This window comes from Siphonobacter sp. SORGH_AS_0500 (genome assembly GCF_002838835.1).
In the GTDB taxonomy this organism is placed as follows: Bacteria; Bacteroidota; Bacteroidia; order Cytophagales; family Spirosomataceae; genus Siphonobacter.
Window position 1 is genome coordinate 1 of the sequence record NZ_NHPP01000012.1, and the last position, 21,162, is coordinate 21,162.

General features: G+C 45.2%; 21 protein-coding genes. 6 read left to right on the forward strand and 15 right to left on the reverse strand.

Going from position 1 to position 21,162, the window contains the following annotated elements:
- Nucleotides 1–535: 535 nt before the first annotated feature.
- The 7 genes from BWI96_RS14680 to BWI96_RS14705 form a co-directional block, all read right to left on the reverse strand.
- Complete coding sequence (locus tag BWI96_RS14680; protein ID WP_106637313.1) at nucleotides 536–961, reverse strand: FixH family protein; 426 nt, start codon at nucleotides 959–961, stop codon at nucleotides 536–538.
- A 106-nt stretch (nucleotides 962–1,067) separates the two neighbouring features.
- Nucleotides 1,068–2,447 carry a cytochrome c oxidase accessory protein CcoG gene (ccoG, locus tag BWI96_RS14685; RefSeq protein WP_106637314.1) on the reverse strand — a complete coding sequence of 460 codons (1,380 nt, stop codon included), beginning with the start codon at nucleotides 2,445–2,447 and terminating at the stop codon, nucleotides 1,068–1,070.
- 3 nt (nucleotides 2,448–2,450) lie between these two features.
- Nucleotides 2,451–3,239, reverse strand: a complete 789-nt coding sequence (locus tag BWI96_RS14690) for a cbb3-type cytochrome c oxidase N-terminal domain-containing protein (RefSeq protein ID WP_106637315.1) — start codon at nucleotides 3,237–3,239, stop codon at nucleotides 2,451–2,453.
- A 71-nt stretch (nucleotides 3,240–3,310) separates the two neighbouring features.
- The gene (locus tag BWI96_RS21660; RefSeq protein WP_157830376.1) at nucleotides 3,311–3,466 is read right to left on the reverse strand and encodes a hypothetical protein; all 156 of its coding nucleotides are present in this window, start codon (nucleotides 3,464–3,466) and stop codon (nucleotides 3,311–3,313) included.
- A 95-nt stretch (nucleotides 3,467–3,561) separates the two neighbouring features.
- On the reverse strand, nucleotides 3,562–5,724 hold the full coding sequence (gene ccoN / locus BWI96_RS14695) for a cytochrome-c oxidase, cbb3-type subunit I (protein ID WP_106637316.1): 2,163 nt from the start codon (nucleotides 5,722–5,724) through the stop codon (nucleotides 3,562–3,564).
- Between the two features lie 26 nt (nucleotides 5,725–5,750).
- Nucleotides 5,751–5,894 (reverse strand): cbb3-type cytochrome oxidase assembly protein CcoS, encoded by a 144-nt coding sequence (gene ccoS, locus BWI96_RS14700; RefSeq protein WP_106637317.1) that lies wholly within the window; start codon nucleotides 5,892–5,894, stop codon nucleotides 5,751–5,753.
- Between the two features lie 108 nt (nucleotides 5,895–6,002).
- On the reverse strand, nucleotides 6,003–6,416 hold the full coding sequence (locus BWI96_RS14705) for a group III truncated hemoglobin (protein WP_106637318.1): 414 nt from the start codon (nucleotides 6,414–6,416) through the stop codon (nucleotides 6,003–6,005).
- Between the two features lie 135 nt (nucleotides 6,417–6,551).
- Here BWI96_RS14705 and BWI96_RS14710 point away from each other — a divergent pair, with 135 nt between their 5' ends.
- A complete protein-coding gene (locus BWI96_RS14710; protein ID WP_106637319.1) occupies nucleotides 6,552–6,776 on the forward strand; it encodes a hypothetical protein in 225 nt (74 codons plus the stop codon).
- Nucleotides 6,777–7,085: 309 nt separating this feature from the next.
- On the opposite strand, the gene BWI96_RS14715 is transcribed toward BWI96_RS14710, so the two are convergent.
- On the reverse strand, nucleotides 7,086–7,832 hold the full coding sequence (locus BWI96_RS14715) for an acyl-CoA desaturase (RefSeq protein WP_106637320.1): 747 nt from the start codon (nucleotides 7,830–7,832) through the stop codon (nucleotides 7,086–7,088).
- Between the two features lie 26 nt (nucleotides 7,833–7,858).
- Nucleotides 7,859–10,267 carry a heavy metal translocating P-type ATPase metal-binding domain-containing protein gene (locus BWI96_RS14720; protein WP_198555265.1) on the reverse strand — a complete coding sequence of 803 codons (2,409 nt, stop codon included), beginning with the start codon at nucleotides 10,265–10,267 and terminating at the stop codon, nucleotides 7,859–7,861.
- A 312-nt stretch (nucleotides 10,268–10,579) separates the two neighbouring features.
- On the opposite strand from BWI96_RS14720, the gene BWI96_RS14725 reads away from it, so the two are divergent.
- Nucleotides 10,580–11,287 (forward strand): Crp/Fnr family transcriptional regulator, encoded by a 708-nt coding sequence (locus tag BWI96_RS14725; protein WP_106637321.1) that lies wholly within the window; start codon nucleotides 10,580–10,582, stop codon nucleotides 11,285–11,287.
- Nucleotides 11,288–11,453: 166 nt separating this feature from the next.
- Nucleotides 11,454–11,825, forward strand: a complete 372-nt coding sequence (locus BWI96_RS14730; RefSeq protein ID WP_106637322.1) for a cyclic nucleotide-binding domain-containing protein — start codon at nucleotides 11,454–11,456, stop codon at nucleotides 11,823–11,825.
- Between the two features lie 511 nt (nucleotides 11,826–12,336).
- Here BWI96_RS14730 and BWI96_RS14735 read toward each other — a convergent pair.
- Nucleotides 12,337–13,002 carry a uracil-DNA glycosylase gene (locus tag BWI96_RS14735; protein WP_106637323.1) on the reverse strand — a complete coding sequence of 222 codons (666 nt, stop codon included), beginning with the start codon at nucleotides 13,000–13,002 and terminating at the stop codon, nucleotides 12,337–12,339.
- A 174-nt stretch (nucleotides 13,003–13,176) separates the two neighbouring features.
- Here BWI96_RS14735 and apaG point away from each other — a divergent pair, with 174 nt between their 5' ends.
- Together apaG and BWI96_RS14745 are read left to right on the forward strand one after the other, a co-directional pair.
- Nucleotides 13,177–13,563, forward strand: a complete 387-nt coding sequence (gene apaG, locus BWI96_RS14740; RefSeq protein WP_106637324.1) for a Co2+/Mg2+ efflux protein ApaG — start codon at nucleotides 13,177–13,179, stop codon at nucleotides 13,561–13,563.
- Between the two features lie 230 nt (nucleotides 13,564–13,793).
- Complete coding sequence (locus BWI96_RS14745; RefSeq protein ID WP_369804177.1) at nucleotides 13,794–14,417, forward strand: O-methyltransferase; 624 nt, start codon at nucleotides 13,794–13,796, stop codon at nucleotides 14,415–14,417.
- A 3-nt stretch (nucleotides 14,418–14,420) separates the two neighbouring features.
- On the opposite strand, the gene BWI96_RS14750 is transcribed toward BWI96_RS14745, so the two are convergent.
- The 5 genes from BWI96_RS14750 to BWI96_RS14770 all read right to left on the reverse strand — a co-directional run bounded on the left by BWI96_RS14750 (nucleotide 14,421) and on the right by BWI96_RS14770 (nucleotide 19,290).
- A complete protein-coding gene (locus tag BWI96_RS14750; RefSeq protein WP_106637325.1) occupies nucleotides 14,421–15,032 on the reverse strand; it encodes an outer membrane beta-barrel protein in 612 nt (203 codons plus the stop codon).
- A gap of 181 nt (nucleotides 15,033–15,213) precedes the next feature.
- Nucleotides 15,214–15,813: a hypothetical protein gene (locus BWI96_RS14755; protein WP_157830377.1), complete on the reverse strand. Its 600-nt coding sequence runs from the start codon at nucleotides 15,811–15,813 to the stop codon at nucleotides 15,214–15,216.
- A gap of 198 nt (nucleotides 15,814–16,011) precedes the next feature.
- On the reverse strand, nucleotides 16,012–16,620 hold the full coding sequence (locus tag BWI96_RS14760; RefSeq protein WP_106637327.1) for a hypothetical protein: 609 nt from the start codon (nucleotides 16,618–16,620) through the stop codon (nucleotides 16,012–16,014).
- Nucleotides 16,621–16,867: 247 nt separating this feature from the next.
- A complete protein-coding gene (locus BWI96_RS14765) occupies nucleotides 16,868–17,278 on the reverse strand; it encodes a hypothetical protein (protein WP_157830378.1) in 411 nt (136 codons plus the stop codon).
- 269 nt (nucleotides 17,279–17,547) lie between these two features.
- Nucleotides 17,548–19,290 (reverse strand): DEAD/DEAH box helicase, encoded by a 1,743-nt coding sequence (locus BWI96_RS14770; RefSeq protein ID WP_106637329.1) that lies wholly within the window; start codon nucleotides 19,288–19,290, stop codon nucleotides 17,548–17,550.
- Nucleotides 19,291–19,744: 454 nt separating this feature from the next.
- Between BWI96_RS14770 and hisB the strand changes: the two genes are divergently transcribed.
- Complete coding sequence (hisB, locus tag BWI96_RS14775) at nucleotides 19,745–20,878, forward strand: bifunctional histidinol-phosphatase/imidazoleglycerol-phosphate dehydratase HisB (RefSeq protein ID WP_106637330.1); 1,134 nt, start codon at nucleotides 19,745–19,747, stop codon at nucleotides 20,876–20,878.
- The last annotated feature ends 284 nt before the right edge of the window (nucleotides 20,879–21,162 follow it).

Here is a 21,162-nt window from a genome sequence, read left to right on the forward strand (position 1 = left end):
GTTTTGAGTTTTCAGTTTTCAGTTTTGAGTTTTGAGTTTTGAGTTTTCAGTTTTGAGTTTTCAGTTTTCAGTTTTCAGTTTTGAGTTTTGAGTTTTGAGTTTTGAGTTTTGAGTTTTGAGTTTTTCAGTTTTTCAGTTTTTCAGTTTTCAGTTTTCAGTTTGGAAAGAGAAAACCCATAAAGGTAGGGGAGTTGTTTGAAAAGGGAACCCTAACCCCGGAGGGGTTTAATATGAGTAGCCCCGGATGCTAATCCGGGGTATCCAGCCAAGGGTAAAGGAAGTGGTTGGTGTCCTCACCAACCACGGCGGAAAATGTGTCCCCCTGGCGGGTCTCGGATTATTTAACCCCCCTTGGAGTTGGAGAACCCTCTACAAACTAACTTCCTCTCCCGCCATGCTGGTGTCTTCACCAGCCATTCATATAAAGCCTAGTGGTTGGTGTCCTCACCAACCACGGCGGATGACCCAGTTTGTACGAACCGAACCCCGGATTATATCCAAGCCTATCTAACCTCATGAGGGGTTAGATTAGCACCTACAACCTAACTTCCTCTTCCGTATAATACTCCTGTTGTCCATCGGTCCAGGTGATTTTGATTCGCCAGTGACCCGTTTTTAGCTTTCGCGTAGAAACGATTTGTTCGGTATGGTTGGGCTCAACGGCTACATTGAAATCCAATTGAGCGTCGGAGGGGCGGAAAAACTGAATCCGGCCCTTCGTTAAACCTTTAGGGATGGAAAACTGAATTTCCTTCTTGGAAGGCTGGTGGTTGATTTTGAAAGGATTATGAGCGGATTTGTTGTTCTGAATCCGGTCGATTTGCTGTTGATAAGCCATTTCAGTCTGGTAATAATCTTTCCGCACCAGATCTACTTTAGTACTGGCCATGCGATAGACCAGAAAGCCAATAAAGCTGCCAAAGGCAACAAAGGCAAGAATGATCGATTTTCCCCAGTTCATCTTTTTAGTTTTCAGTTGTTTGTTTTCAGTTTTCAGTTGCTAGACTTGGGGCGGCGATTGTGAGTTATTTTATTTAACTAAAAACTGACAACCGCAAACTGAAAACTCATTCTACTGGTCCCATGAAATTGGTTTTTACCTGGTCGATGAGCTGACCGTTGGCGGTTACTTCAATTTCGATGGGCGTTTTATTTTCGGTAATCTTTTTGGCGGGTGTTAGTAAGAAAAAAGAACCCTTCGTTAACTCGCCTGGTCGGACTGTTTTTAGAGCCTGCCCCACGTATTGTAACTGAAAATCAGGATTTTTTACTTTGAAATTTAGTTCGATGGGGCGGAAGGTTTTATTAATAACTTCTACCGTGTAGAGATTGGAAACCTGTCCGTTGTCCTGTTGCTGAAAAGTTAACCCAGAAGCCCGTAACACCGTTGTTTCGACGTCTTTTCGATTAATTAATAGATAACTGAGTACGCTGATTAATACCACTAATACAGCGGTGTACGCTTGTAATCGACCATCAAAACGGAATTTTTTATGTTGCTCAATACCTTCCTGGGAGGCATAACGAATCAGTCCGATGGGCTTCTGAATTTTGTTCATGACCCCATCACAGGCATCAATACAGGCCGTACAATTGATGCATTCGAGCTGGGTACCTTTTCGAATGTCGATGCCCGTCGGACAAACCTGTACGCAGAGCGAGCAGTCCACACAATCGCCTTTGGGAGCCGTATCCTGTTTTTTGAGTTTCCCCCGAGGCTCACCCCGAACGTAATCGTAAGCAACCACGATTGATTTTTTGTCCAGTAATACACCCTGCAATCGTCCATAGGGACAAATGACGACGCATACCATTTCACGAACTTTGGCGAAAACGAGATAAAAAAGTACCGTAAAAATCAGGATCGCAGCCAAGCCGCCGAGGTGGTTAGCGGGATCATCCGTCTGGATACGAAGCAATTCATCTTTACCAATGATGTAAGCCAGAAAGGTATTGGAAATAGCGAAAGCAATCAGTAAAAACAGTCCGTGTTTGAGTGCCTTTTTTCTGATTTTCTCAGCCGTCCAGGTAGCTGCCTGGAGTCGTTTCTGGGCTTTGTAATCGCCTTCAATCCAGTTCTCAATTTTCCGGAAGATCATTTCCATGAAAACCGTCTGCGGACAGGCCCAGCCGCACCAGAGGCGTCCAAACGCTACCGTAAAAACCACAATAAACAAGATAAAAGTAAGCAGGCCGATGGCTACCAGGTGGAAATCCTGTGGCCAGAACGGTACCCCGAAGAAAATGAATTTCCGCTCTAGAACATTAAAAAGAAACAGCGAATGCCCTTCAAATTCAAGCCAGGGTAAGCCGAAGAGGGTGAGCAATAAAACTCCGGCTACGATTCCTCTCCAGCGATAGAGTCGCCCGCCTTCGGGTAAACGCGGATACTGACGTTTCCCCGAAGTGATGGCGAGGTCCTCTAATAGATCATCTGCGGTAGTCATGACTTACTGTTTTTGGGCTACCTCTTCGGGCTTCACTTCCTCGCCCTGAGGTGCCTTAGCTCCGGCGGGTTTACTGCCCTGGAGTGAAAAAATATAACTCGAAACCTGCTGAATCTGAATGGGGTTCAATTGCTTCTTCCAGGAAATCATTCCCTTGTCGGGCACGCCTTCGGTAATGGTTTTGAAGACTGCTTTAATCGTTCCGCCGTGTAGCCAGTAGGCATCCGTCAGATTCGGACCTACTTTGCCTTCAGCTGCCGCTCCGTGACAGGCGGTACAGTTCTGGTCAAAGAGCTTTTTCCCAGCTTCGATGGATTTTGGATCTTTCAGTACCGTTACATTCGATTCATTCACCGCATTAGCAAACTTCTTGAGATACGCTTCGTGAGCCTGTTCAGCAGCGGCCATTTCGGCGGTGTATTCCTGATGCATCACATCGCCGTCGCCGATGACGTGGTAGGTAATCAGATAGCCAATTGCACAGATAATGGTGATATAGAACAGGCCCATAAACCAGCCTGGCGTTGGGTTATCCAATTCCTGAATGCCATCGGGAGCATGGGCCATGAGTAACTGTTCGTTGGTAGAAGAGGGCGGTACCCGGAAAATACGATTCCAGATGCTACTGCCTTCGTAGACATCTACTTTGGTTTCTTCCTTCGTAGGTAAGGTACTTTTTACCGTTAAGTATAAGTGAAGGGTAGAAAACAGCAAGGCTAAAGCTCCGAAGATCAGGCAAATGAGTAATACCATCAGTAGTAACTCTTCGCCCGTTTTTATTTCAAAGTTCATTTTATGTCAGTTTGCAGTTTACAGTTGTCCGTTTACGATTGAAAACTGAAAACAGACAACTGAAAACTCATTTATTCCAAAGGCATTTTACTCATTTCCTGTAGGTGTTTCTGGTCGGTCAGAAAAACGAAAAGACCTACCGTAACGAAAAAGGCAACGAAGATGACGAGCGACGAAATCATAAAGAAATCGGTTCCCTGAAGCTGGGTGATGAGGTTGCGAAACATGTGTTTGGTTGTTAGTTGTTGGTTGATGGTTGTTGGCGGCTGCCGTTGCGGTTATAGTCGGGAGAACTAACAACTACGAACCAACAACCATCAACTTATTTCAAAGCCGCTTCGTCCTTCTTGATGTCCGTTCCCAGACGTTGTAAGTAGGCAATCAGGGCGACAATTTCCTTGTCTGATTTAACTTTGATCCCTTCCTGTTTCAGGCGTACCGAGATGGCTTCGGCCTGTTGTTCGGCGTCAGCAGAAGCCTGTGAAATGGCGTAGTCATCATAAGGAACCCCGAGGGACTGCATGGCTTTGAGTTTGGCCTCCAGAGTGGAGTTATCCAGCTTTTGGGTTAACAACCAAGGGTAGGCCGGCATGATCGATCCCGGAGACATACTCGTCGGATCATTCATGTGGTGGTAATGCCAGGAATCAGGGTATTTGGCTCCTTCGCGGTGTAAATCCGGGCCGGTACGTTTAGAACCCCAGAGGAACGGGTGATCATATACGAACTCGCCCGCTTTGGAGTATTCCCCGTAGCGTTCGGTTTCGGAACGGAAGGGACGTACCATCTGGCTGTGACAGTTATTGCAACCTTCGCGGATGTATAAATCGCGTCCTTGAAGCTCCAGTGGCGTATAGGGCTGGACAGAGGCAATGGTTTGCACGTTGGACTCAACGGTAAAGGTTGGAATCAATTCCAGCACCGTTCCGATCAGAATAACGATTAATGAACCTGCCAATAACTGCATGGGGCGACGTTCGAAGACGCGGTGCCAGTAGGTGTCTTCCCCTGTGGGTACGTATGCTTTCTCCAGAGCCGGAGCTTCGGCGGATTCGTTAGCTACGAAGCTGCCTTTAGCCATGGTTTTGAAGAGGTTATAGGCCATCAGAATAGCCCCAAGCAGATAGATGGCTCCGCCAATGGCACGCATCATGTGCATGGGTAACAATTGCAGCGTTGTTTCCAGAAAAGCGGGATACTTGAGCGTTCCTTCGGGCGTAAATTCTTTCCACATCATTCCCTGCGTAAAGCCTGAGATATACATCGGAACGGCGTAGAACAGAATACCGAGTGTGCCTAGCCAGAAGTGGATGTTCATCATCCGTTTCGAGTAAATTTCCGTCTTCCACATTTTAGGAATCAGGTAATACAGAATGGCAAAGGTTAGGAAGCCGTTCCAACCCAGAGCACCTACGTGTACGTGAGCCACAATCCAGTCGGTAAAGTGGCCAATGGCGTTTACGTTTTTCAACGAAAGCATCGGACCCTCAAAGGTCGCCATCCCGTAAGCCGTAACCCCCACGACCATGAATTTCAGCCGGGCATCTTCCCGTACTTTATCCCAGGCTCCGCGAAGGGTCAGCAGACCATTAATCATACCACCCCAGGACGGAGCAATGAGCATAATAGAGAAGGCTGTTCCCAGGGATTGAGCCCAGTCAGGCAAACTTGTATAAAGTAGATGGTGAGGGCCAGCCCAGATGTAAATAAAGATCAGCGACCAGAAGTGTAGAATGGAAAGTTTATAACTGTAAACGGGCCGATTGGCCATTTTGGGCAGGTAATAATACATCAGCCCCAGATAAGGCGTGGTCAGGAAGAACGCCACCGCGTTGTGTCCGTACCACCATTGCACTAGAGCATCCTGAACGCCAGCGTACATAGAATAACTCTTCAGGAAGGTAACCGGAATGGAGAAGGAGTTCACCACGTGCAGAACGGCTACGGTAATAAACGTGGCGATGTAAAACCAGATTCCCACGTACAGGTGACGTTCACGGCGTTTGATGATCGTTCCGAACATGTTAATGCCAAAAACCACCCAGATGATCGTAATGGCAATGTCGATGGGCCATTCTAATTCGGCGTATTCTTTGGAAGAGGTGATCCCCAAAGGCAGCGTTGCTACGGCAGAAACGATGATGAGCTGCCAGCCCCAGAAGTGAATCCAGCTTAATACATCCGAAAACATCCGGGCTTTCAGCAGCCGTTGCAGAGAGTAATAAACGCCCATGAAAATGGCATTACCCACAAAGGCAAAAATCACGGCATTAGTGTGTAAAGGCCGGATGCGACCGAACGTGGTGTACTGGTTATCCATGTTCATGGCGGGCTGAAACAACTGCGTGGCGGCAATCACACCGACCAGCATACCGATTAACCCCCAGATGATGGTAGCAATGGAAAAGGCTTTAACGACCTTGTTGTCGTACGCGAAGCGTTCGAGCTTAGGTGGGGCGATTTCAGTAGAAGAATAGGAAATCATGGGATACAGGAATGGTTAATGTGAACTCAGGCTTCGTCGTCGAGTAAGGCTCGGAGACTGGGTGTATACAAATCATCATTCTGCCCGGATTTCATGGCCCAGAAGAAGGCAGCCAAAAAGCCTAAAGCCAGCAGAAGACTAATGCCGATAAGAAGAAAAATGATTTTCATAAACCTTTGATTTTCAGTTTCAAAGGTCAGGAGAAAGGACACTCTTAAAAATGACAAAAATCACCCCGGAGGGTGATTTTCGAAGGGTAGGCCAGCAAGAAATGGAGTTTAATTCTCCATATAAGAATCGTTATTGAGGTATTCGAGCTTACTGTTCCAGACCAGGGCAATCTGCGTGGCTCGTTGTCGGGCGTTTTCCGCCCCTTCGCCCTCAAAATTTTCCGCAAGGGTTTCCGTAAAGAGTGTTAACCAGCGTTCAAAATGCTCGATGGTTAAGGTATGCTTCTGATTAATAATCAAATGCGGACGAAAGGGGTGACCGTGGTAACTGTTATTCCCTAACAGCAGGTTTTCCCAGAAACCGTACATTTTGGGTAAGTGTTTGGCCCAATCTACCTGAGCAACGTCGGTGAAGATAGGAGCCAGGAACTCATCCTTCTGAACTTTTTCATAGAAAGAATCCACCAAATGCCGAACGGCTTCTGAACTATCAAGGTACATCTTTTTTGAGGGAGGATTCATATCGTCTTTCGCTGTCAGCTTTTCTGCTGGCAGTTAGTTGTTAGTTATGGGGCTACTCGCGAAAAGCGGGCGGCGAATCATTTAAGCAGAATTCAAGTATAAGGATTCTGAATTAACCATTCAATCAATCCAGCCATGAAAAACGTTCGCTTCCCGGTCTTTTTTGCTACGCTTTATTTACTCCTTTACACCATCGGAGCGAACATGGGCTGGTTTTCCCTGCCTCTCATCGTTACCCTCTGGATATTGGCTCCGGTCTTGGTAGGCTGGATGGTTTATCGCATTCTGAAAGATGGGGTTCCCAGTGGCCATACCTTCGAGGATCGTTTTTACGAAGATTACCAGCCTCGTAGAAAATAAAAGGCTAGGTGCCGCCCTGATAAACTTTCATTTATTGAGACTGCGTCGTACTACATTTTAAAGAACGCCTTAGTAGAGACGCCGATTTATCGCGTCTGGGTAGAATTGATTTATAACCTCCCAATGATTTCCCTTTCCTCGGCTGAGACGCGATAATGCGTCTCTACGTTTGTTTGGGGAAAGACCAAGTTCGGGGTAAACTATGTTTACTACCTCACAGATTTGCCTCTCGCAGTTACTCCGATAAAGCCAAGCGACTGTGGAAGGCTATAACCGCTGCCAGCTTTTTCGCTGGGAGCGGTAAGTTACCTACATATAATTCAAATCATTGTTCTTCTTCAGCTTCAGCACACCAACGGCGTTCAGTAGCAGAATAACTGGAAACGTAGGGTCAAATTCAAACCAGCGAACACCGAAGTTAGCCCGACCGCCAAGCTTGTGGTGATTGTTGTGATACGATTCTCCCATCATCAGAAAGTCGAAGGGTAACAGGTTCTTCGCAGTATCATTTACTTTGAAATTGGTATAGCCATATTTGTGAGCAAACCAGTTAATAATTACCCCGTGAACGGGACCCATCAGGTAATGAATGGGCAGTAACAGATATTGCCAGGGGCTCGTTGCGAAGTGGATGTAAAATAGGGTGTAGGCAGTTCCCCAGCCCACCCGTGAAATCCAGTTATCGCCAATCTTTTCCATGAAACCCCAGTAGGGCACATTCTTGAAATACTTAGGGTCCACGTTCTCTTTGTGGTGCAGAATGCGGTTATAAATGGTTTTGGTCTTCCACATCATGTCGAAGGCATTGTCCGAAAAACTGGGGGAGTGCGGATCTTTTTCGGTATCCGCAAAGGCGTGGTGTAAGCGGTGCATAACCCCATACGCATACGGACTTAAAAAACTGGAACCCTGAGTTACCCAGGTGAAAAAGTAGAAAAACCGCTCCCATCCCTTCGACATGGTAAACATCTGGTGTGCTGCGTAGCGATGTAGAAAAAACGTTTGTGAAAATAAGGATAGATACCAGTGGGCAATGAAAAACAAAAAGATGTACATGAAAAAAAGAGTTAGTAAGAGCTGTTTTAAAGGTAGGCTGAAGGTTGAGGCAGGTGTCGGCGGCTAGCCAGGTTCATTCCCAGCGTAGCAATAAAAACCATGGTAGCAGAGCTGACGGGCATAAGAATGGCGGCCACAATGGGGGCGAGGTGTCCCGTTAGGCCATAACTCAGTCCGATGAAATTATAGATGAGTGAAATCAGAAAACTGAAGCGAATTACCCAGAGTCCCATGCGGCTGAACTTAAGCATCTTTGGTAAATTTCTGAGTTGGCTGGCTTCCAGAATACCGTCGCTGGCGGGACTGAAATGCAGGGTGTTATCCGTTAAAGCAATACCCACATGAGCCTGTTTCAAGGCTCCGGCATCGTTCAGCCCATCGCCCAGCATCATCACTCGTTTTCCTGCTTTCTGTAATTGCTCGATAAAGGCCAGTTTATCTTCGGGTTTCATCCGAAAACGCATATTCTCTGGGGAAAACCATTGCTGTAAAGCCGTTTTTTCGGAATCAGAATCGCCGGAAAGCAGGTAAAGCTGATACCTGGGGCGAAGTTGGGTCAGCATGGAGTCAAGTCCCTGGCGGTAGGACGTATGCAGGAGAAAATAACCTCGGCATATCTGATCCACGCTGACAAATACTGTACTGCCTTCCTGTGGAGCTACATTCGCTCCCGCCCAGGATGCGGAACCTATTTTGATCGCATGTCCCTGAATGGTTCCTGATAACCCTTTACCGGTAAAAGAGGCAAAGTTTTCGACGGACTCAAGAGGGTAGGATTCATGGAGAAAATGCTGGATTTTTATACTCAGGGGGTGATTGGAATGCTGAACCAGCGAAGCCACCATCCGCCGTTCTTCGGGGCTTAAAGCCATTCCGATGAATTGAATGGGTTGTTCTTCGGTAGTTGTTAATGTTCCAGTTTTATCAAAAACAATGGTATCGCACTGAGCCATTTGCTCAATCACCTCGGCGTTTTTCAGGTATAATTTGCGGAGGCCTAACATTCGCAAGCCATGCCCCAGAGCAAAGGGATAAGAAAGGGCCAACGCACAGGGACAGGCAATGATTAATACCGCCGTAAAGGCATTGAGCACTTTAGAGGGATCATGAAAGTACCAGTACCCTGCTGTCAATGAGGCCAGAATCAGCACGCTGATGGTAAAGTAATTACCTACCTGATCGGCAAAGGTTTTCAGCACGCTATTCTGATTTTTGGAGAACGAAGCGTGATTCCAGAGCTGGGTAAGTGTACTTTGAGAAACGTTTTTGAGAACTTCCATTTCAATGGAATCCCCCATTTGTCGGCCACCGGCATAAACCAGATCCCCCGCCTGATGCGGTTCCGGTAGGGCTTCTCCAGTAACAAAACTGTAATCAATCAGTCCCGAGCCCCGGTATAATAAACCATCGGCGGGAATTAACTCGCCGTGACGAATGCGAATGCGATTACCTTTCTGTAACTGTTGAACAGGGATAACTTCCAGAGTCGAACCAGATGCTTCGGCCAGCGTAGCGGTTAAAGGAAAATAGGATTTATAATCCCGTTCGAAAGACAAAAAGGAGTAGGTTTTCTGCTGAAACCATTTTCCGGCTAATAAAAAGAAAGTTAGTCCGGTAAGGGAGTCAAAATATCCATTTTGGTGCAGAAAAATAACTTCGTAGACACTCCGCAACCAGGCCACCAGAATCCCGAGCAGAATCGGAAAATCCAGATTTAAACGCCCGGCACGCAGGCTTTTGTAAACGGACTCGAAGTATTCCCAGCCGGAGTAAAACACTACTGGAATGGACAGAACTAAACTCAGCCACCCGAAAAGAATTTTGTAGGAGGCATCTTCCAGCCCCAGGTATTCCGGGAAACTGAAAAGCATAATATTCCCCGCACAGAATCCCGCCACACCCACGCGGCTTAACAGATTTCGATAGCCAGGATTCTGCTGTTCTTTGACTACATCCTGAAGGCTAATCAGCGGTTCGTAACCAATGGAAGTTAACAACTCGGCTAACTGCCGCAGCGTTACCTCTTTCGAAAATGAAACGGAAACCTGCTTTTTCAGAAAATCCACTCGGCTACTCAGCACCGCCGGGTTCAGCCGATTGAGATGCTCCAGTAAGTACAAACACGACGAGCAGTGAATGCTGGGGATATAGAAAGTAACTTTAGACTGGGTATCGTTCTGAAAATCAAGTAAAGACTGGCTCACTTCCGCATGGTCGAGAAATTCAAATCGACTGGAAGAAGGCGAAATGCCTACCTGCTGATCTTCAAGGGTATAATAACGGCATAGATTATTCTGCGAAAGCAGATCATAGACCGTCCGGCATCCTTCACAACAGAACGAATGATCGTCCTGCTCGAAGGCCTTTTCAGGGCATTCGTTACCGCAGTGGTAACAATGCGTCGGGGTAAGAACGGAATCCTGGATTGTATGCATGGATCAGGAAAGGGGCTGACGTTAACAAGAAATACCCACTGGAAAGAAATTTTTCTGCGGTACGAGTAGTTCTTTAGATAAGGCCCCCAATTCGACATCAAAGCTCCGATTCATTGCCCCGGCGGCCTATGATAAGGAATAAGTGCACAAAGTGATTTATATCATTTTTTGAACTGATAACTTCTGTCACCTTTGTAATGCCAACCCGGAAGAATAGTCTAAACGGAACGGCGTATTGTTAATAAGCGTAACGGCCCGTTGTTCGAACATGGGATTCAATCGGAACCGTTGCCCGAGATCCACTAGAATCTGATGAAATCGCAAGCTGCTCCCGAATGCCAACGTTGTGCTTTTCGTGAATTTTCACTTTTCAAAAACTGTCAGCATGAAGAGCTGGAAGGCATGAATGAAAACAAGTGCTTTCATACGTATAAAAAGGGACAGGTTATCTTCCACGAAGGAAATCGACCCTTTGGCTTGTTCTGTGTATTCGATGGAAAAGTAAAAATCAGCCGCCTGAATTCTGATGGTAAAGAACATATTATTCGTCTGGCTAAACCCGGCGATACGTTAGGCTATCGTTCGCTAATTGAAAATGCGAAATACACAGCTTCAGCTGTGGCTTTAGACGATACACAAGCCTGTTTTTTGCCCGCTTCGGATTTTAATAACCTGATTGACTCGAACGTAAAAGTGGCTAATGATTTGATGAAAATGTTAGCTAAAGCACTCGGTGATTCGCAGGAAAGAATGATTCATTTAGCGATGAAACCCGTACGTGAACGACTCGCTGAGGCTTTATTATTACTGCGTTCGACGTATCAGAAAAAAGAAGAAAATGCTCCCTTTAGTATTTCCATTTCCCGGGAAGATTTAGCAGCCATTGTAGGTACTGCTAAGGAGACGGTTATTCGGTTTTTGTCTGAATTTAAGGAGGATGGAATCGTTACTTCTCACGGTAGCACCATTACCATTGTGAAGCCTGATCGCTTATTAAAAATCAGTCAATTGTACGATTAATAAATATGGATAAGAATCGGGTTTCTGTTTATTAATATTCGGAAATTCTCAATTCTTCGACTGATTTATATCATTTCTTACTTGCCAGATTTTCAACAACTTCGCCTTAGAAATAAGCTTTTAATGAATCAGGTGAAATTGATTCCCAAAAGCCAGACGAAGAGCTATGCTACTAGATACGGAGAAAATACTGTTGGCCCGTGGGACTGAACTTTATGCTCACAAAGGAGAATATTTATACCGAAAACAACAACTCGCAGAGTTCGTTTTCTATCTGAAAGATGGATCGGTAGATATTCTGGATGAAGAAGCTCAGACGGGCCATCGTTTGCAGGGATGTCGCTGCTTTTTAGGGCTGCATGAAGCCTTATTAAATGAATCTCATCAGTCTTCTGTAAAGGTGAATGATGAGTCAATCTTACTCGTTTTTGATAAACAGCAAATCGAACATTTCATCGAAGAACATGACATGGCTCGCCGCTATTTCATGATAAAAATGTGCGATCAAATGGAGTTAATGCGGAAGAAATTTGAATGACGTGATCATTTGGTTTCTTTTGAAAGTTTGAGAATGCTTTGATGAAGTTATTTTAGTGGTATTGCCGCCAGTATGAGTTCAATCCAATTAATGACGAATCTACTGTATAGTTAATTGCCAAAAACGGTAGTTTAGTAAAACAATAGTAGGGTTACCGCTGCCAGCTTTTTCACTGGCCGGGCCACGCTGGCAGCGGCATGCTAACTAACGCTGGGTTACCCCAAATGGTAGGTAGCCTAGTAAAATAATTTTAGAGGAATTACCGCTGCCAGCGAAAAAGCTGGCAGCAGTGTGTTTGATCGTGTCGAGTTACTGTCGAGTTACAAGGAGTAGTAGTACCAGCGAGAAAGCTGGCCGGGCCATGCTGGTAACGGCATGGTAACTATCAATAAGTTATCCCAAATGGTAGTCTGGTAAAATGAACCCTATAGTACGTTGTCAGCAGCTTAATGTATCAAACGTCGCCTCAAACTTCTTAAACAGTCAAGAACCAACCTTCAACCTTATTCCATTACCAGTTAATTTCCGGTAATCCCTTGCTTCGCAGGTAATCGTTAGTTTTGCTAAAGTGTTTATTACCAAACCAGCCTCCATAATTGGCTGACATAGGAGAGGGGTGCTTGGACTTCAAGACCAGGTGATTTTCGGTATTGATAACGGCTCCTTTCTTTTGAGCATAAGCTCCCCAAAGCAGGAAAACCAGATTTTCTTTCTGTTCCGATAAGATACGTATAACCGCATCAGTGAAGGTTTCCCAGCCTTTTCCCTGATGTGAACCTGCTTCTCCCGCTCGAACGGTTAAGGTCGCGTTAAGAAGTAATACCCCCTGATCTGCCCAACGTTCGAGATTACCCGAATGTGGAATAGGCTTACCCAGATCGTCTTTAATTTCCTTGAAAATATTAACCAGTGAGGGCGGTGTACGAACGCCATCATTCACCGAAAAGGCCAATCCATTAGCTTGATTAGGGCCGTGGTAAGGGTCTTGGCCGAGAATAACTACTTTCGTATTTTCAAATGAGCAGTGATTGAACGCATTGAAAATTAACTTGCCCGGTGGGTAAACCTGCTTGGTGGCGTATTCTTGCTTAATAAATTCTACGAGCGTCTGAAAATAAGGTTTTTCGAACTCCGGCTGTAGATAGGTCTTCCAGGATTCGGCGATTTGAACGTTCATAAGGTAAAAAATTAAGAATAACAGGGATCATTAACGACCTGAATAGAGCTTTTCCCGTAGATATTTTATTAAGAATTCATAAAAATCAATTCCAGGATTTGCCCCGTATCGGGATGATGGTTAATTTCGATTGTTTAGTAAGTAAGAATCCATTCGGCAAACTACGAAACGATTATGGTAACGGCTATTACAGAAGGCGTCAAAGTTAGTGTGATTACGGAGTTTATTTCCGACCATTCAAATGCTTCCTTGCAGCATTTTGTATTCACGTATCGCGTACGCATTGAAAATCAGTCGGATCACACCATTCGTCTTCGTCGTCGGCATTGGTTCATTTATGACTCCAACGGCACTATTCGCGAAGTAGAAGGGGAAGGCGTTATCGGGCAACAACCCGTGCTGGAGCCGGGCGAAATTCATGAATACGTTTCGGGAAGCAACCTGCAAACCACCATGGGTAAAATGGCCGGTAGCTATTTGATGGAGCGTACGTACGACGGTCGCGAGTTTTCCGTTCAGATTCCTGAATTCCTGCTTATTGTTCCTTACAAGCTCAACTAAGCTTTAGAGCTATTTTCTTTTTGTTACTCATTTTAACGGCTTCAAAAAGGTTAACTCAGGTTAACCTTTACGGGCGAATATATTTTGATTACTGCTTTCCTGCGTTACCTGTTTTCTGCGAAAAACGAGCATTCGATTCACTCTCCGTTTGTTTTCGAACTATACACCAAAGTTATTCGTAACTCGGTAGATAAGTCGGTTTTCAGGAAATTGAGGCTATTCGTTCGGAGATGAAAAGTAGTACACTGGAGATTGAAGTCGTCGATTACGGAGCGGGTTCCCGACTAAGTAATACTCCGCTTCGGAAGGTTTCCACCATTGCAAGAAACGCTCAGAAGACGCCCAAATTTTCCCAGTTGCTGTATCGCCTGATTCAGTATTTTCAGCCTACCGTTCTCTTTGACCTGGGCACTTCACTGGGTATTACTACACTTTACGAGGCCAAAGCTGCTCCTGAAGCTCAAATTTATAGCTTTGAAGGCTGTCCGCAGACGGCTCAGGTGGCGGCTAAAAACCTTCAAAAACTTCAGGCTTCAAAGGTTGAATTAGTAATAGGGAATCTCGATGAAACTTTGGTTACTCAAACACAACAGGTTTCGCAAATTGATTTTGTCTTCTTCGATGCCAACCATCGCTATGAACCTACGGTTCGATACTTTCTGCAATGCCTAAAGAAAGCTCATCAGGACAGCGTTTTTGTCTTTGATGATATCCACTGGTCACCAGAAATGGAAAAAGCCTGGATCGAAATCCAGGCTCATCCAAGCGTGACGGTAACAATCGATTTGTTCTTCGTGGGCTTAGTCTTTTTTGGCAATAAACAGCCTAAACAACACTTCGTACTTCGATTTTAGATCTTAGTCGTTCGTACGTGGGAAACCAAAGGTTACACCAACGTTAACGGCCCACAGTTTGCTTGGGTTATCCCAGCTAATATTACTGCCTGAACCAATGTTTGCACTACCATTTTTGTTACCAAAGATGAAGTTGTAAGCACCTTCGGCAAACAGGCCTACACCACCTAAGGCAAAGGCTACCCCAATTTTAGGAGCGGCACCGAAGTTAGTACGTGAGCTTTTGAATTCGTTACCCAAAATGGTTGCCTTGGTGTTACGGATGTAAGCACCAGCCTCAGCACCAATATAAGGACGAACCACACCACTGGTCAGGAAAATGTCTAATGTACCAGTAAGAGGAACCAAAGAACCTTTGTTTTCCACGTTGCTTCCAACTGATTGATTGTAATCATAAGAAAGAGCAATGTATTTGGCGGCTGCACCTACGGCTACGTTAGGACCGAGGAATACTTTCAGACCTGCACCAACCCCTGGCTTTACTTCCGCACCGTCAATATTAGGAGCGGCGGCTGTACCGTGAAGCGTGAAACCAACTTGTGCGAATGATTTTGTGCTGAAGGTAGCTAACATAGCCACCAGAGCCATACTAGCGTAGAATCGAATTGTTTTCATGGATAGTTGTCTAGTTTAACAATTGTACTTATGTAATATAAAAAAAGATGCCAAACCATACATAGGGCTTGGCATAGCTTTGAATAATGGGTAATAATATCTACAACATTGGTTTGTGCTCCTATGTGTATGCCCTCAGATGGGTACATATATTAGCGGTAATAGCCAAATATTATTTTGATCAGGGCATTCCGAAAGAGACTCCGGCGTTAAAAAACCAGTATTGATTGGGCGTTTGCCATCTGAACTTTACGGTTTGATCGGTTACACTACCGTTTGTACTTCCAAATAAAAACTGATAACTACCTTCAGCAAATAGAGATAACTTATTGACTTTGAATGAAATACCAAGCTTCGGAGCAGTGCCTAGTTTAGTATAGGTAGCTCTGTAAGAGCCATTGCCTTCTACATCCGTTTTGAGGGAATGGAAATAAGCTCCCGCTTCGAGACCCATGTAAGGACGAACGGGCCCCTTAGCTAAGTACAAATCAGCAGTAGTAGTAATAGGAATAAGCGACCCCGTATTTGTAATAATCGAAGATGAGGATTGTTTATGCTTGTAACCAAGAGCCGTATATTTTGCCGCAATTCCCACGGCAAAATACGAAGTGATAAACAGCTTGGCCCCAGCCCCAAAACCGGGTTTAAGTGGAGCATAGGGGTAATTGGCTACTGCTGCCGTACCATGTAAGGTATAGGCAATTTGGGCATTAGCGAGCTGAGCAGAGAGGATGAACAGAACAAATAGCAGAAGGCGGGGTACTAATGCAGTACTTTTCATGTATAATCGGATCAGTGAATGAAAAAATAGCAAGCCTGAGTTTCAAGAACTGTAACGGCTTATTAGATCAAGAATATACACGAATGTAAAATAAAAAAAGTACTAATTATGTGAATATAATTAGTACTTTTTCAATAAAAAGAGGCTATTTATCTACACAATGTAGGCTAACTTCCTGTTTAATCTACGTAACGTAGATTAATTGGAATTGGGGAATCCGAAGGTAATGCCAGCATTAAGCGACCAAAGGTTCTGAGGTCTTTTGAAGCTTATGTTACTGCTTGAAGTAATATCGGGGCTACCGTCTTTGTTTGAAAAGATGAAGTGATAATTCCCTTCGGCAAAGACTCCCAAGTTTCCGATAGCAATGGCTAAGCCAACTTTGGGAGCTGCCCCAAATCGGGTAGTTTTAGATTCGTATAGGCTATTAGTACCCTGGCGTAAATCATAACGTTGGATATACGCTCCAGCTTCTCCACCAATATAGGGCCGAATAAAACCGGAAGTCAGGTAATAGTCAGCAGTAGCCGTTACTGGAATCAGCGAACCGATGGCCTGTAAACCTATGCTGTTATTAGCTTCGTAAGAAAGGCTGATGTACTTGGCAGCCGCTCCAATAGCAAATTGTTTGCCGAGAAATAATTTCAGATTGGCACCTGCCCCACCACGGGTATTGGCATCATCCAGCGTTGGAGCTGCCAGGGTGCCGTGAAGACTAAAAGCTACCTGGGCTTCTGCGGCGGGAATCAGGAGCATTACCAATGCACCCATACTGAAGAAACGACGGAGGTTTTTAGGATAAATCATTGATTTGTTGAATAAGGTTGAAACCTGGAAGAGTAAAAGACTGTAATCGCCGGAACACATAGAACTAGTTACAAGCGGCTTAGTCGCTATGTGTCAAGTAGATAACGGTGAAAAATAGGTAATGTTTTAGGCGTTAACAAGAAAAGTGATCGGCGAAATATTCACCGATCACTTTGATAACCTGTCAAACCAATTACTACGGTATTCTATTAATAGGAAAGCAATGGAGAGAAATGAAAGTCCATAATTACCAGCGGTCATAACCACGTTGTCCGTCGCGTTTTTCCCAGGTAATGGCCCGGTCAATGCGATCCTGTAAGTCATTAATGATCAAACGTTCGCGGGGGGAAGAGTACCCATTGGCATGAGCAGACCAGATGGCACGATCTGCATCAGCCTGCATGCGTTTCAGGTTACGCACTTCACGACGACTCAACTGACCGGAACGGATTCCCTGCTCAATTCTTCTATTTTGTTGTTGCTGACGAAACTCAGGATTAAAACGGCCCCGGCTTTCGGAGCGACGATCTTCGTACCGGTCCCGACGATCATACCGGTCATCATACCGACCGTAAGACTGAGCCTGAGCAGCGGCAACAGAACCAATCACAAGGGTAGCAGCGAAAAAGAAAGCTTTGTTTAACAAGGAGGTTTTCATGGCGTTTTTGTTTATAGTATCAATGATTTTTTCATTTTCGAGACTATGAAAAGAAACCATCAGCCACGTTTAAAGCCTTAACTTTCTTTAACAGGTTTGGCGTTTATAGTTTAGTGTGGAGAGTTTTGCGTTCGGAGTTAATGAATAGCTTAAAATAAAAAAGCGAGTCTGAGTATCAAATAGATACCCAGACTCGCTTTTTTATATAGGCAGGTTTAATGTAAAGGATAAAAAAACTCAGAACCCCTAACACACAACCCTAAACCCTATTATCCTTTCGCTACTTCAACGTTTACGCGTTTGCCTTTGATGGTGTTGCCATCCAGAGCACTCAGAACCGTTTGGTGGTGTTCTTTCGGAACGTCCACGAATGAATAGCTGTCAAATAAATCAATTTGACCAATCACTTTACCAGGCAGACCGGTTTCGCCAGTGATGGCTCCAACGATGTGGCTAGGCGTGATTTTGAAGTTCTTACCGATGTTGATAAACAGACGAACCATACCGGCATCTGCACCCCGACGGAAAGGCTTACCTTCCCGATCAACCCGCTCACGCGTGTTACCGTTACGTTCGGCAGTGTTACCACGACGATCACCGAAGCGATCGTTGCTGCGACGTTCGCCAAAACGGCTGCCATTGCGATCACCACCGCGAGAATCACGACCTTCGAATTTATTATTCCGAGGTTGTTCTTCCAGGTTATCTTCCGTTGTTTTTACACCACCCAGATTTAACTGAGCCAAAGCCGATACGATTGCCGCAGGCTCATGTCCAGCTTCTTCGAGGGTGCTTAATACGTCAGCGTAAAACTCAGAAGTACCTTCTTCAATCGTCTGCTGTACGCGTTCGATAAAGCGGTTTTTCTTGATTGCAAATACATCAGCAAAAGTGGGTAATTTACCACGGATGATTTCTACTTTCGTATAGTTCTGAATGTCGCGGATGCGGTATTTTTCTGAGCCTGAAGCCAGCGTAAAGGCTTTTCCAGACTTACCCGCACGGCCCGTACGACCAATCCGGTGTACGTAATACTCAGAATCCATAGGAACGTCGTAGTTGAATACGGCTTCCACACTGTCTACGTCAATACCACGGGCAGCTACGTCCGTTGCTACCAGGATTTGAGTCGTACCGGCACGGAACTTGCTCATCACCTGAGTACGGGCAGCCTGACGCATATCGCCGTGCAGACCTTCAGCGGCATAACCCCGCATCTGGAATTGCTCAACGATTTCGTCTACCCGTGCTTTCTGATTACTAAACACCAGCATCAATTTGATTTGGTGGAAATCAATCAGACGGCACATTGCTTCGAATTTTGCATCTGGACGAACGGCATACCAACTCTGCTCAATGTTAACATTGGTTACTTCGTTCTTCGTTACTTTTACCAGTTGGGGATTCTTCTGGTAACGTTTCGTTAAGTCCATGATAGGCTTAGGCATCGTAGCCGAGAAGAACACCGTTTGACGATCTTCAGGACAGTCAGCTAATACCGTTTCAATATCTTCCCGGAAGCCCATATCCAGCATTTCATCCGCTTCATCTAATACGATGTAACGAATATTATCCAGACGGAGTGTTCCGCGATCAATATGGTCCATTACCCGGCCCGGCGTACCTACCACAATCTGGCAGCCTTTACGCAGGTCACGGTTCTGGCGTTCGTAACTGTCACCACCATAAATAGCAGTGATCCATACCCCTTTTTTGAATTTAGCAAGTCGACGAAGCTCTTCAGATACCTGCACCGCTAATTCGCGGGTGGGGCAAAGAATAAGCGACTGAATCACTTTTTCGTTAGGGTCAATAATGTCAATTAAGGGAATACCAAAGGCGGCAGTTTTACCAGTACCCGTTTGAGCCTGGCCAATAACGTCACGACCTTCAAGTAAGTGAGGAATAGATTCTGCCTGGATAGGCGAAGGTGCCACGAAACCCATTTCCGCGACGGCTTGCTTAACCTCGTCGGAAAGACCCAGGTCAGCAAATAAAATTTGATTCTCCATGAATTAGTAATACCACAAGAGTTCCTTGTGCTCCGGTCATCCACAGGCGGCTGCCTGTAACCAAAGACGTCACAAACAGGAAGTTTGTGGTACAATCGGTTTTAAAATGATGTAAAATAAACCACAACGATGCCTACACATCCGTCGGGCTTCTGATGACCAAAGTGTGAGCTACAAAGGAGGGTTCGGCACGCGAACCTAATCAGAGCAAGGCAGACGGGAGGCCTTTTTAGTCAGCAGAACTATGTATATCTTCCACTGCTATAAATACAAATGCAAAATACGGTGAAAGAGTTCGCTTCTGCAACTAAATTGTACTATGTGGTGGAAAAATCCAGTATAATCAATGAAATGTATCATTGTTTGTAAATTTTCCTGGAATCTGTTCATCAAATGAGCCGATAACCGTTCAAAGTCACTGATTCTTATTCAAATTTGCAGCAAAATCGTTTACATGAAAAAAGCCTTATTCATAGATCGGGACGGAACGATTATCGTAGAGCCGCAAACCGATTTTCAGATTGATTCCCTCGAAAAACTGGAATTTCTGCCCAAAGCCATTTCTGCCCTTCGGAAAATTGCCGAAGAAACAGACTATGAACTCGTCATGGTTACCAATCAGGATGGCCTCGGCACGGATTCGTTTCCTGAAGATACCTTCTGGCCAGCTCAGAATAAAATGTTGAAAACGCTGGAAAAGGAAGGAGTGAAGTTCTCCGCCATACACATTGACCGTTCATTCCCGGAGCAAAATTTACCTACCCGCAAACCCGGAACGGGCCTCCTGACGCAGTATCTGGACGGCAGTTATGATCTGGCGAATAGTTACGTGATTGGTGATCGTCTGACGGATGTGCGGCTGGCTTTAAATCTGGAGGCAAAAGCGATTCTGGTGGAGCCCGATTATAAGGAATCCGAACGTAGCTTATTAACCCCCGAGCTGGAAGCCGTAGTGGCTTTGGCTACACCTGATTGGGATGAAATTTACCGGAAAGTAAGACTCGAAGACCGAATCGGACGGGTTCAACGCGATACGAAGGAAACGCAGATTTTTGTTGAACTTAACCTGGATGGAACGGGTAAAGCCAACATTGAGACGGGTCTTGGATTCTTCGATCACATGCTGGATCAGTTAGCTAAACACGGTGGACTGGATCTGACCATTAAAGTCAAGGGCGATCTGCACATTGACGAACACCATACCATTGAGGATACCGCTTTAGCTCTCGGTGAAGCCTTCCGCAAAGCCCTGGGTGACAAACGCGGCATTGCCCGTTACGGATTTTTATTACCCATGGATGAGGCTCTTGCTCAGGTAGCCATTGACTTTTCCGGTCGCCCCTGGCTGATTTGGGAGGCGGATTTCCGCCGGGAGAAAATTGGGGATATGCCAACGGAGTTATTCCACCATTTCTTCAAATCCTTTACCGATACTTCGCTTACGAACCTGAATATTAAGGTAGAAGGGGATAACGAGCATCATAAAATTGAAGCCATCTTTAAGGCCTGGGCAAAAGCCATTAAAATGGCCGTTCGCCGGGAAGTAAAAGAGCTCAATAATCTGCCCAGTACAAAAGGTGTGCTGTAATTTGAAAAATGGTTTTAGAGTTTAAGCTTTGTGGCTTACTTTTGCACGTACCGAATTCTGAACACTGATCATTACACAGATATGTTACTGAATATTCCACTTCCTACTTATGTTCCTCTGGCATTCTTCGTATTGCTGATGGTTTCTGCGTTCTACATTGGATCATTCCTGGAAAAACGCGAACCTAGAAAATAAGATCTAAGAACAGACAAAAAAGAGCGGTATCCTTTGGGAATGCCGCTCTTTTTTCGTGAAATACTCATTAGTTTGAAAATTTCAGGTTT

Bases quoted from the DNA above. Each gene is read 5' to 3' on its own strand.
- BWI96_RS14680 (WP_106637313.1), bottom strand. From the start codon at position 961: ATGAACTGGGGAAAATCGATCATTCTTGCCTTTGTTGCCTTTGGCAGC.
- ccoG (WP_106637314.1), bottom strand. From the start codon at position 2,447: ATGACTACCGCAGATGATCTATTAGAGGACCTCGCCATCACTTCGGGG.
- BWI96_RS14690 (WP_106637315.1), bottom strand. From the start codon at position 3,239: ATGAACTTTGAAATAAAAACGGGCGAAGAGTTACTACTGATGGTATTA.
- BWI96_RS21660 (WP_157830376.1), bottom strand. From the start codon at position 3,466: ATGTTTCGCAACCTCATCACCCAGCTTCAGGGAACCGATTTCTTTATG.
- ccoN (WP_106637316.1), bottom strand. From the start codon at position 5,724: ATGATTTCCTATTCTTCTACTGAAATCGCCCCACCTAAGCTCGAACGC.
- ccoS (WP_106637317.1), bottom strand. From the start codon at position 5,894: ATGAAAATCATTTTTCTTCTTATCGGCATTAGTCTTCTGCTGGCTTTA.
- BWI96_RS14705 (WP_106637318.1), bottom strand. From the start codon at position 6,416: ATGAATCCTCCCTCAAAAAAGATGTACCTTGATAGTTCAGAAGCCGTT.
- BWI96_RS14710 (WP_106637319.1), top strand. From the start codon at position 6,552: ATGAAAAACGTTCGCTTCCCGGTCTTTTTTGCTACGCTTTATTTACTC.
- BWI96_RS14715 (WP_106637320.1), bottom strand. From the start codon at position 7,832: ATGTACATCTTTTTGTTTTTCATTGCCCACTGGTATCTATCCTTATTT.
- BWI96_RS14720 (WP_198555265.1), bottom strand. From the start codon at position 10,267: ATGCATACAATCCAGGATTCCGTTCTTACCCCGACGCATTGTTACCAC.
- BWI96_RS14725 (WP_106637321.1), top strand. From the start codon at position 10,580: ATGAAATCGCAAGCTGCTCCCGAATGCCAACGTTGTGCTTTTCGTGAA.
- BWI96_RS14730 (WP_106637322.1), top strand. From the start codon at position 11,454: ATGCTACTAGATACGGAGAAAATACTGTTGGCCCGTGGGACTGAACTT.
- BWI96_RS14735 (WP_106637323.1), bottom strand. From the start codon at position 13,002: ATGAACGTTCAAATCGCCGAATCCTGGAAGACCTATCTACAGCCGGAG.
- apaG (WP_106637324.1), top strand. From the start codon at position 13,177: ATGGTAACGGCTATTACAGAAGGCGTCAAAGTTAGTGTGATTACGGAG.
- BWI96_RS14745 (WP_369804177.1), top strand. From the start codon at position 13,794: ATGAAAAGTAGTACACTGGAGATTGAAGTCGTCGATTACGGAGCGGGT.
- BWI96_RS14750 (WP_106637325.1), bottom strand. From the start codon at position 15,032: ATGAAAACAATTCGATTCTACGCTAGTATGGCTCTGGTGGCTATGTTA.
- BWI96_RS14755 (WP_157830377.1), bottom strand. From the start codon at position 15,813: ATGAAAAGTACTGCATTAGTACCCCGCCTTCTGCTATTTGTTCTGTTC.
- BWI96_RS14760 (WP_106637327.1), bottom strand. From the start codon at position 16,620: ATGATTTATCCTAAAAACCTCCGTCGTTTCTTCAGTATGGGTGCATTG.
- BWI96_RS14765 (WP_157830378.1), bottom strand. From the start codon at position 17,278: ATGAAAACCTCCTTGTTAAACAAAGCTTTCTTTTTCGCTGCTACCCTT.
- BWI96_RS14770 (WP_106637329.1), bottom strand. From the start codon at position 19,290: ATGGAGAATCAAATTTTATTTGCTGACCTGGGTCTTTCCGACGAGGTT.
- hisB (WP_106637330.1), top strand. From the start codon at position 19,745: ATGAAAAAAGCCTTATTCATAGATCGGGACGGAACGATTATCGTAGAG.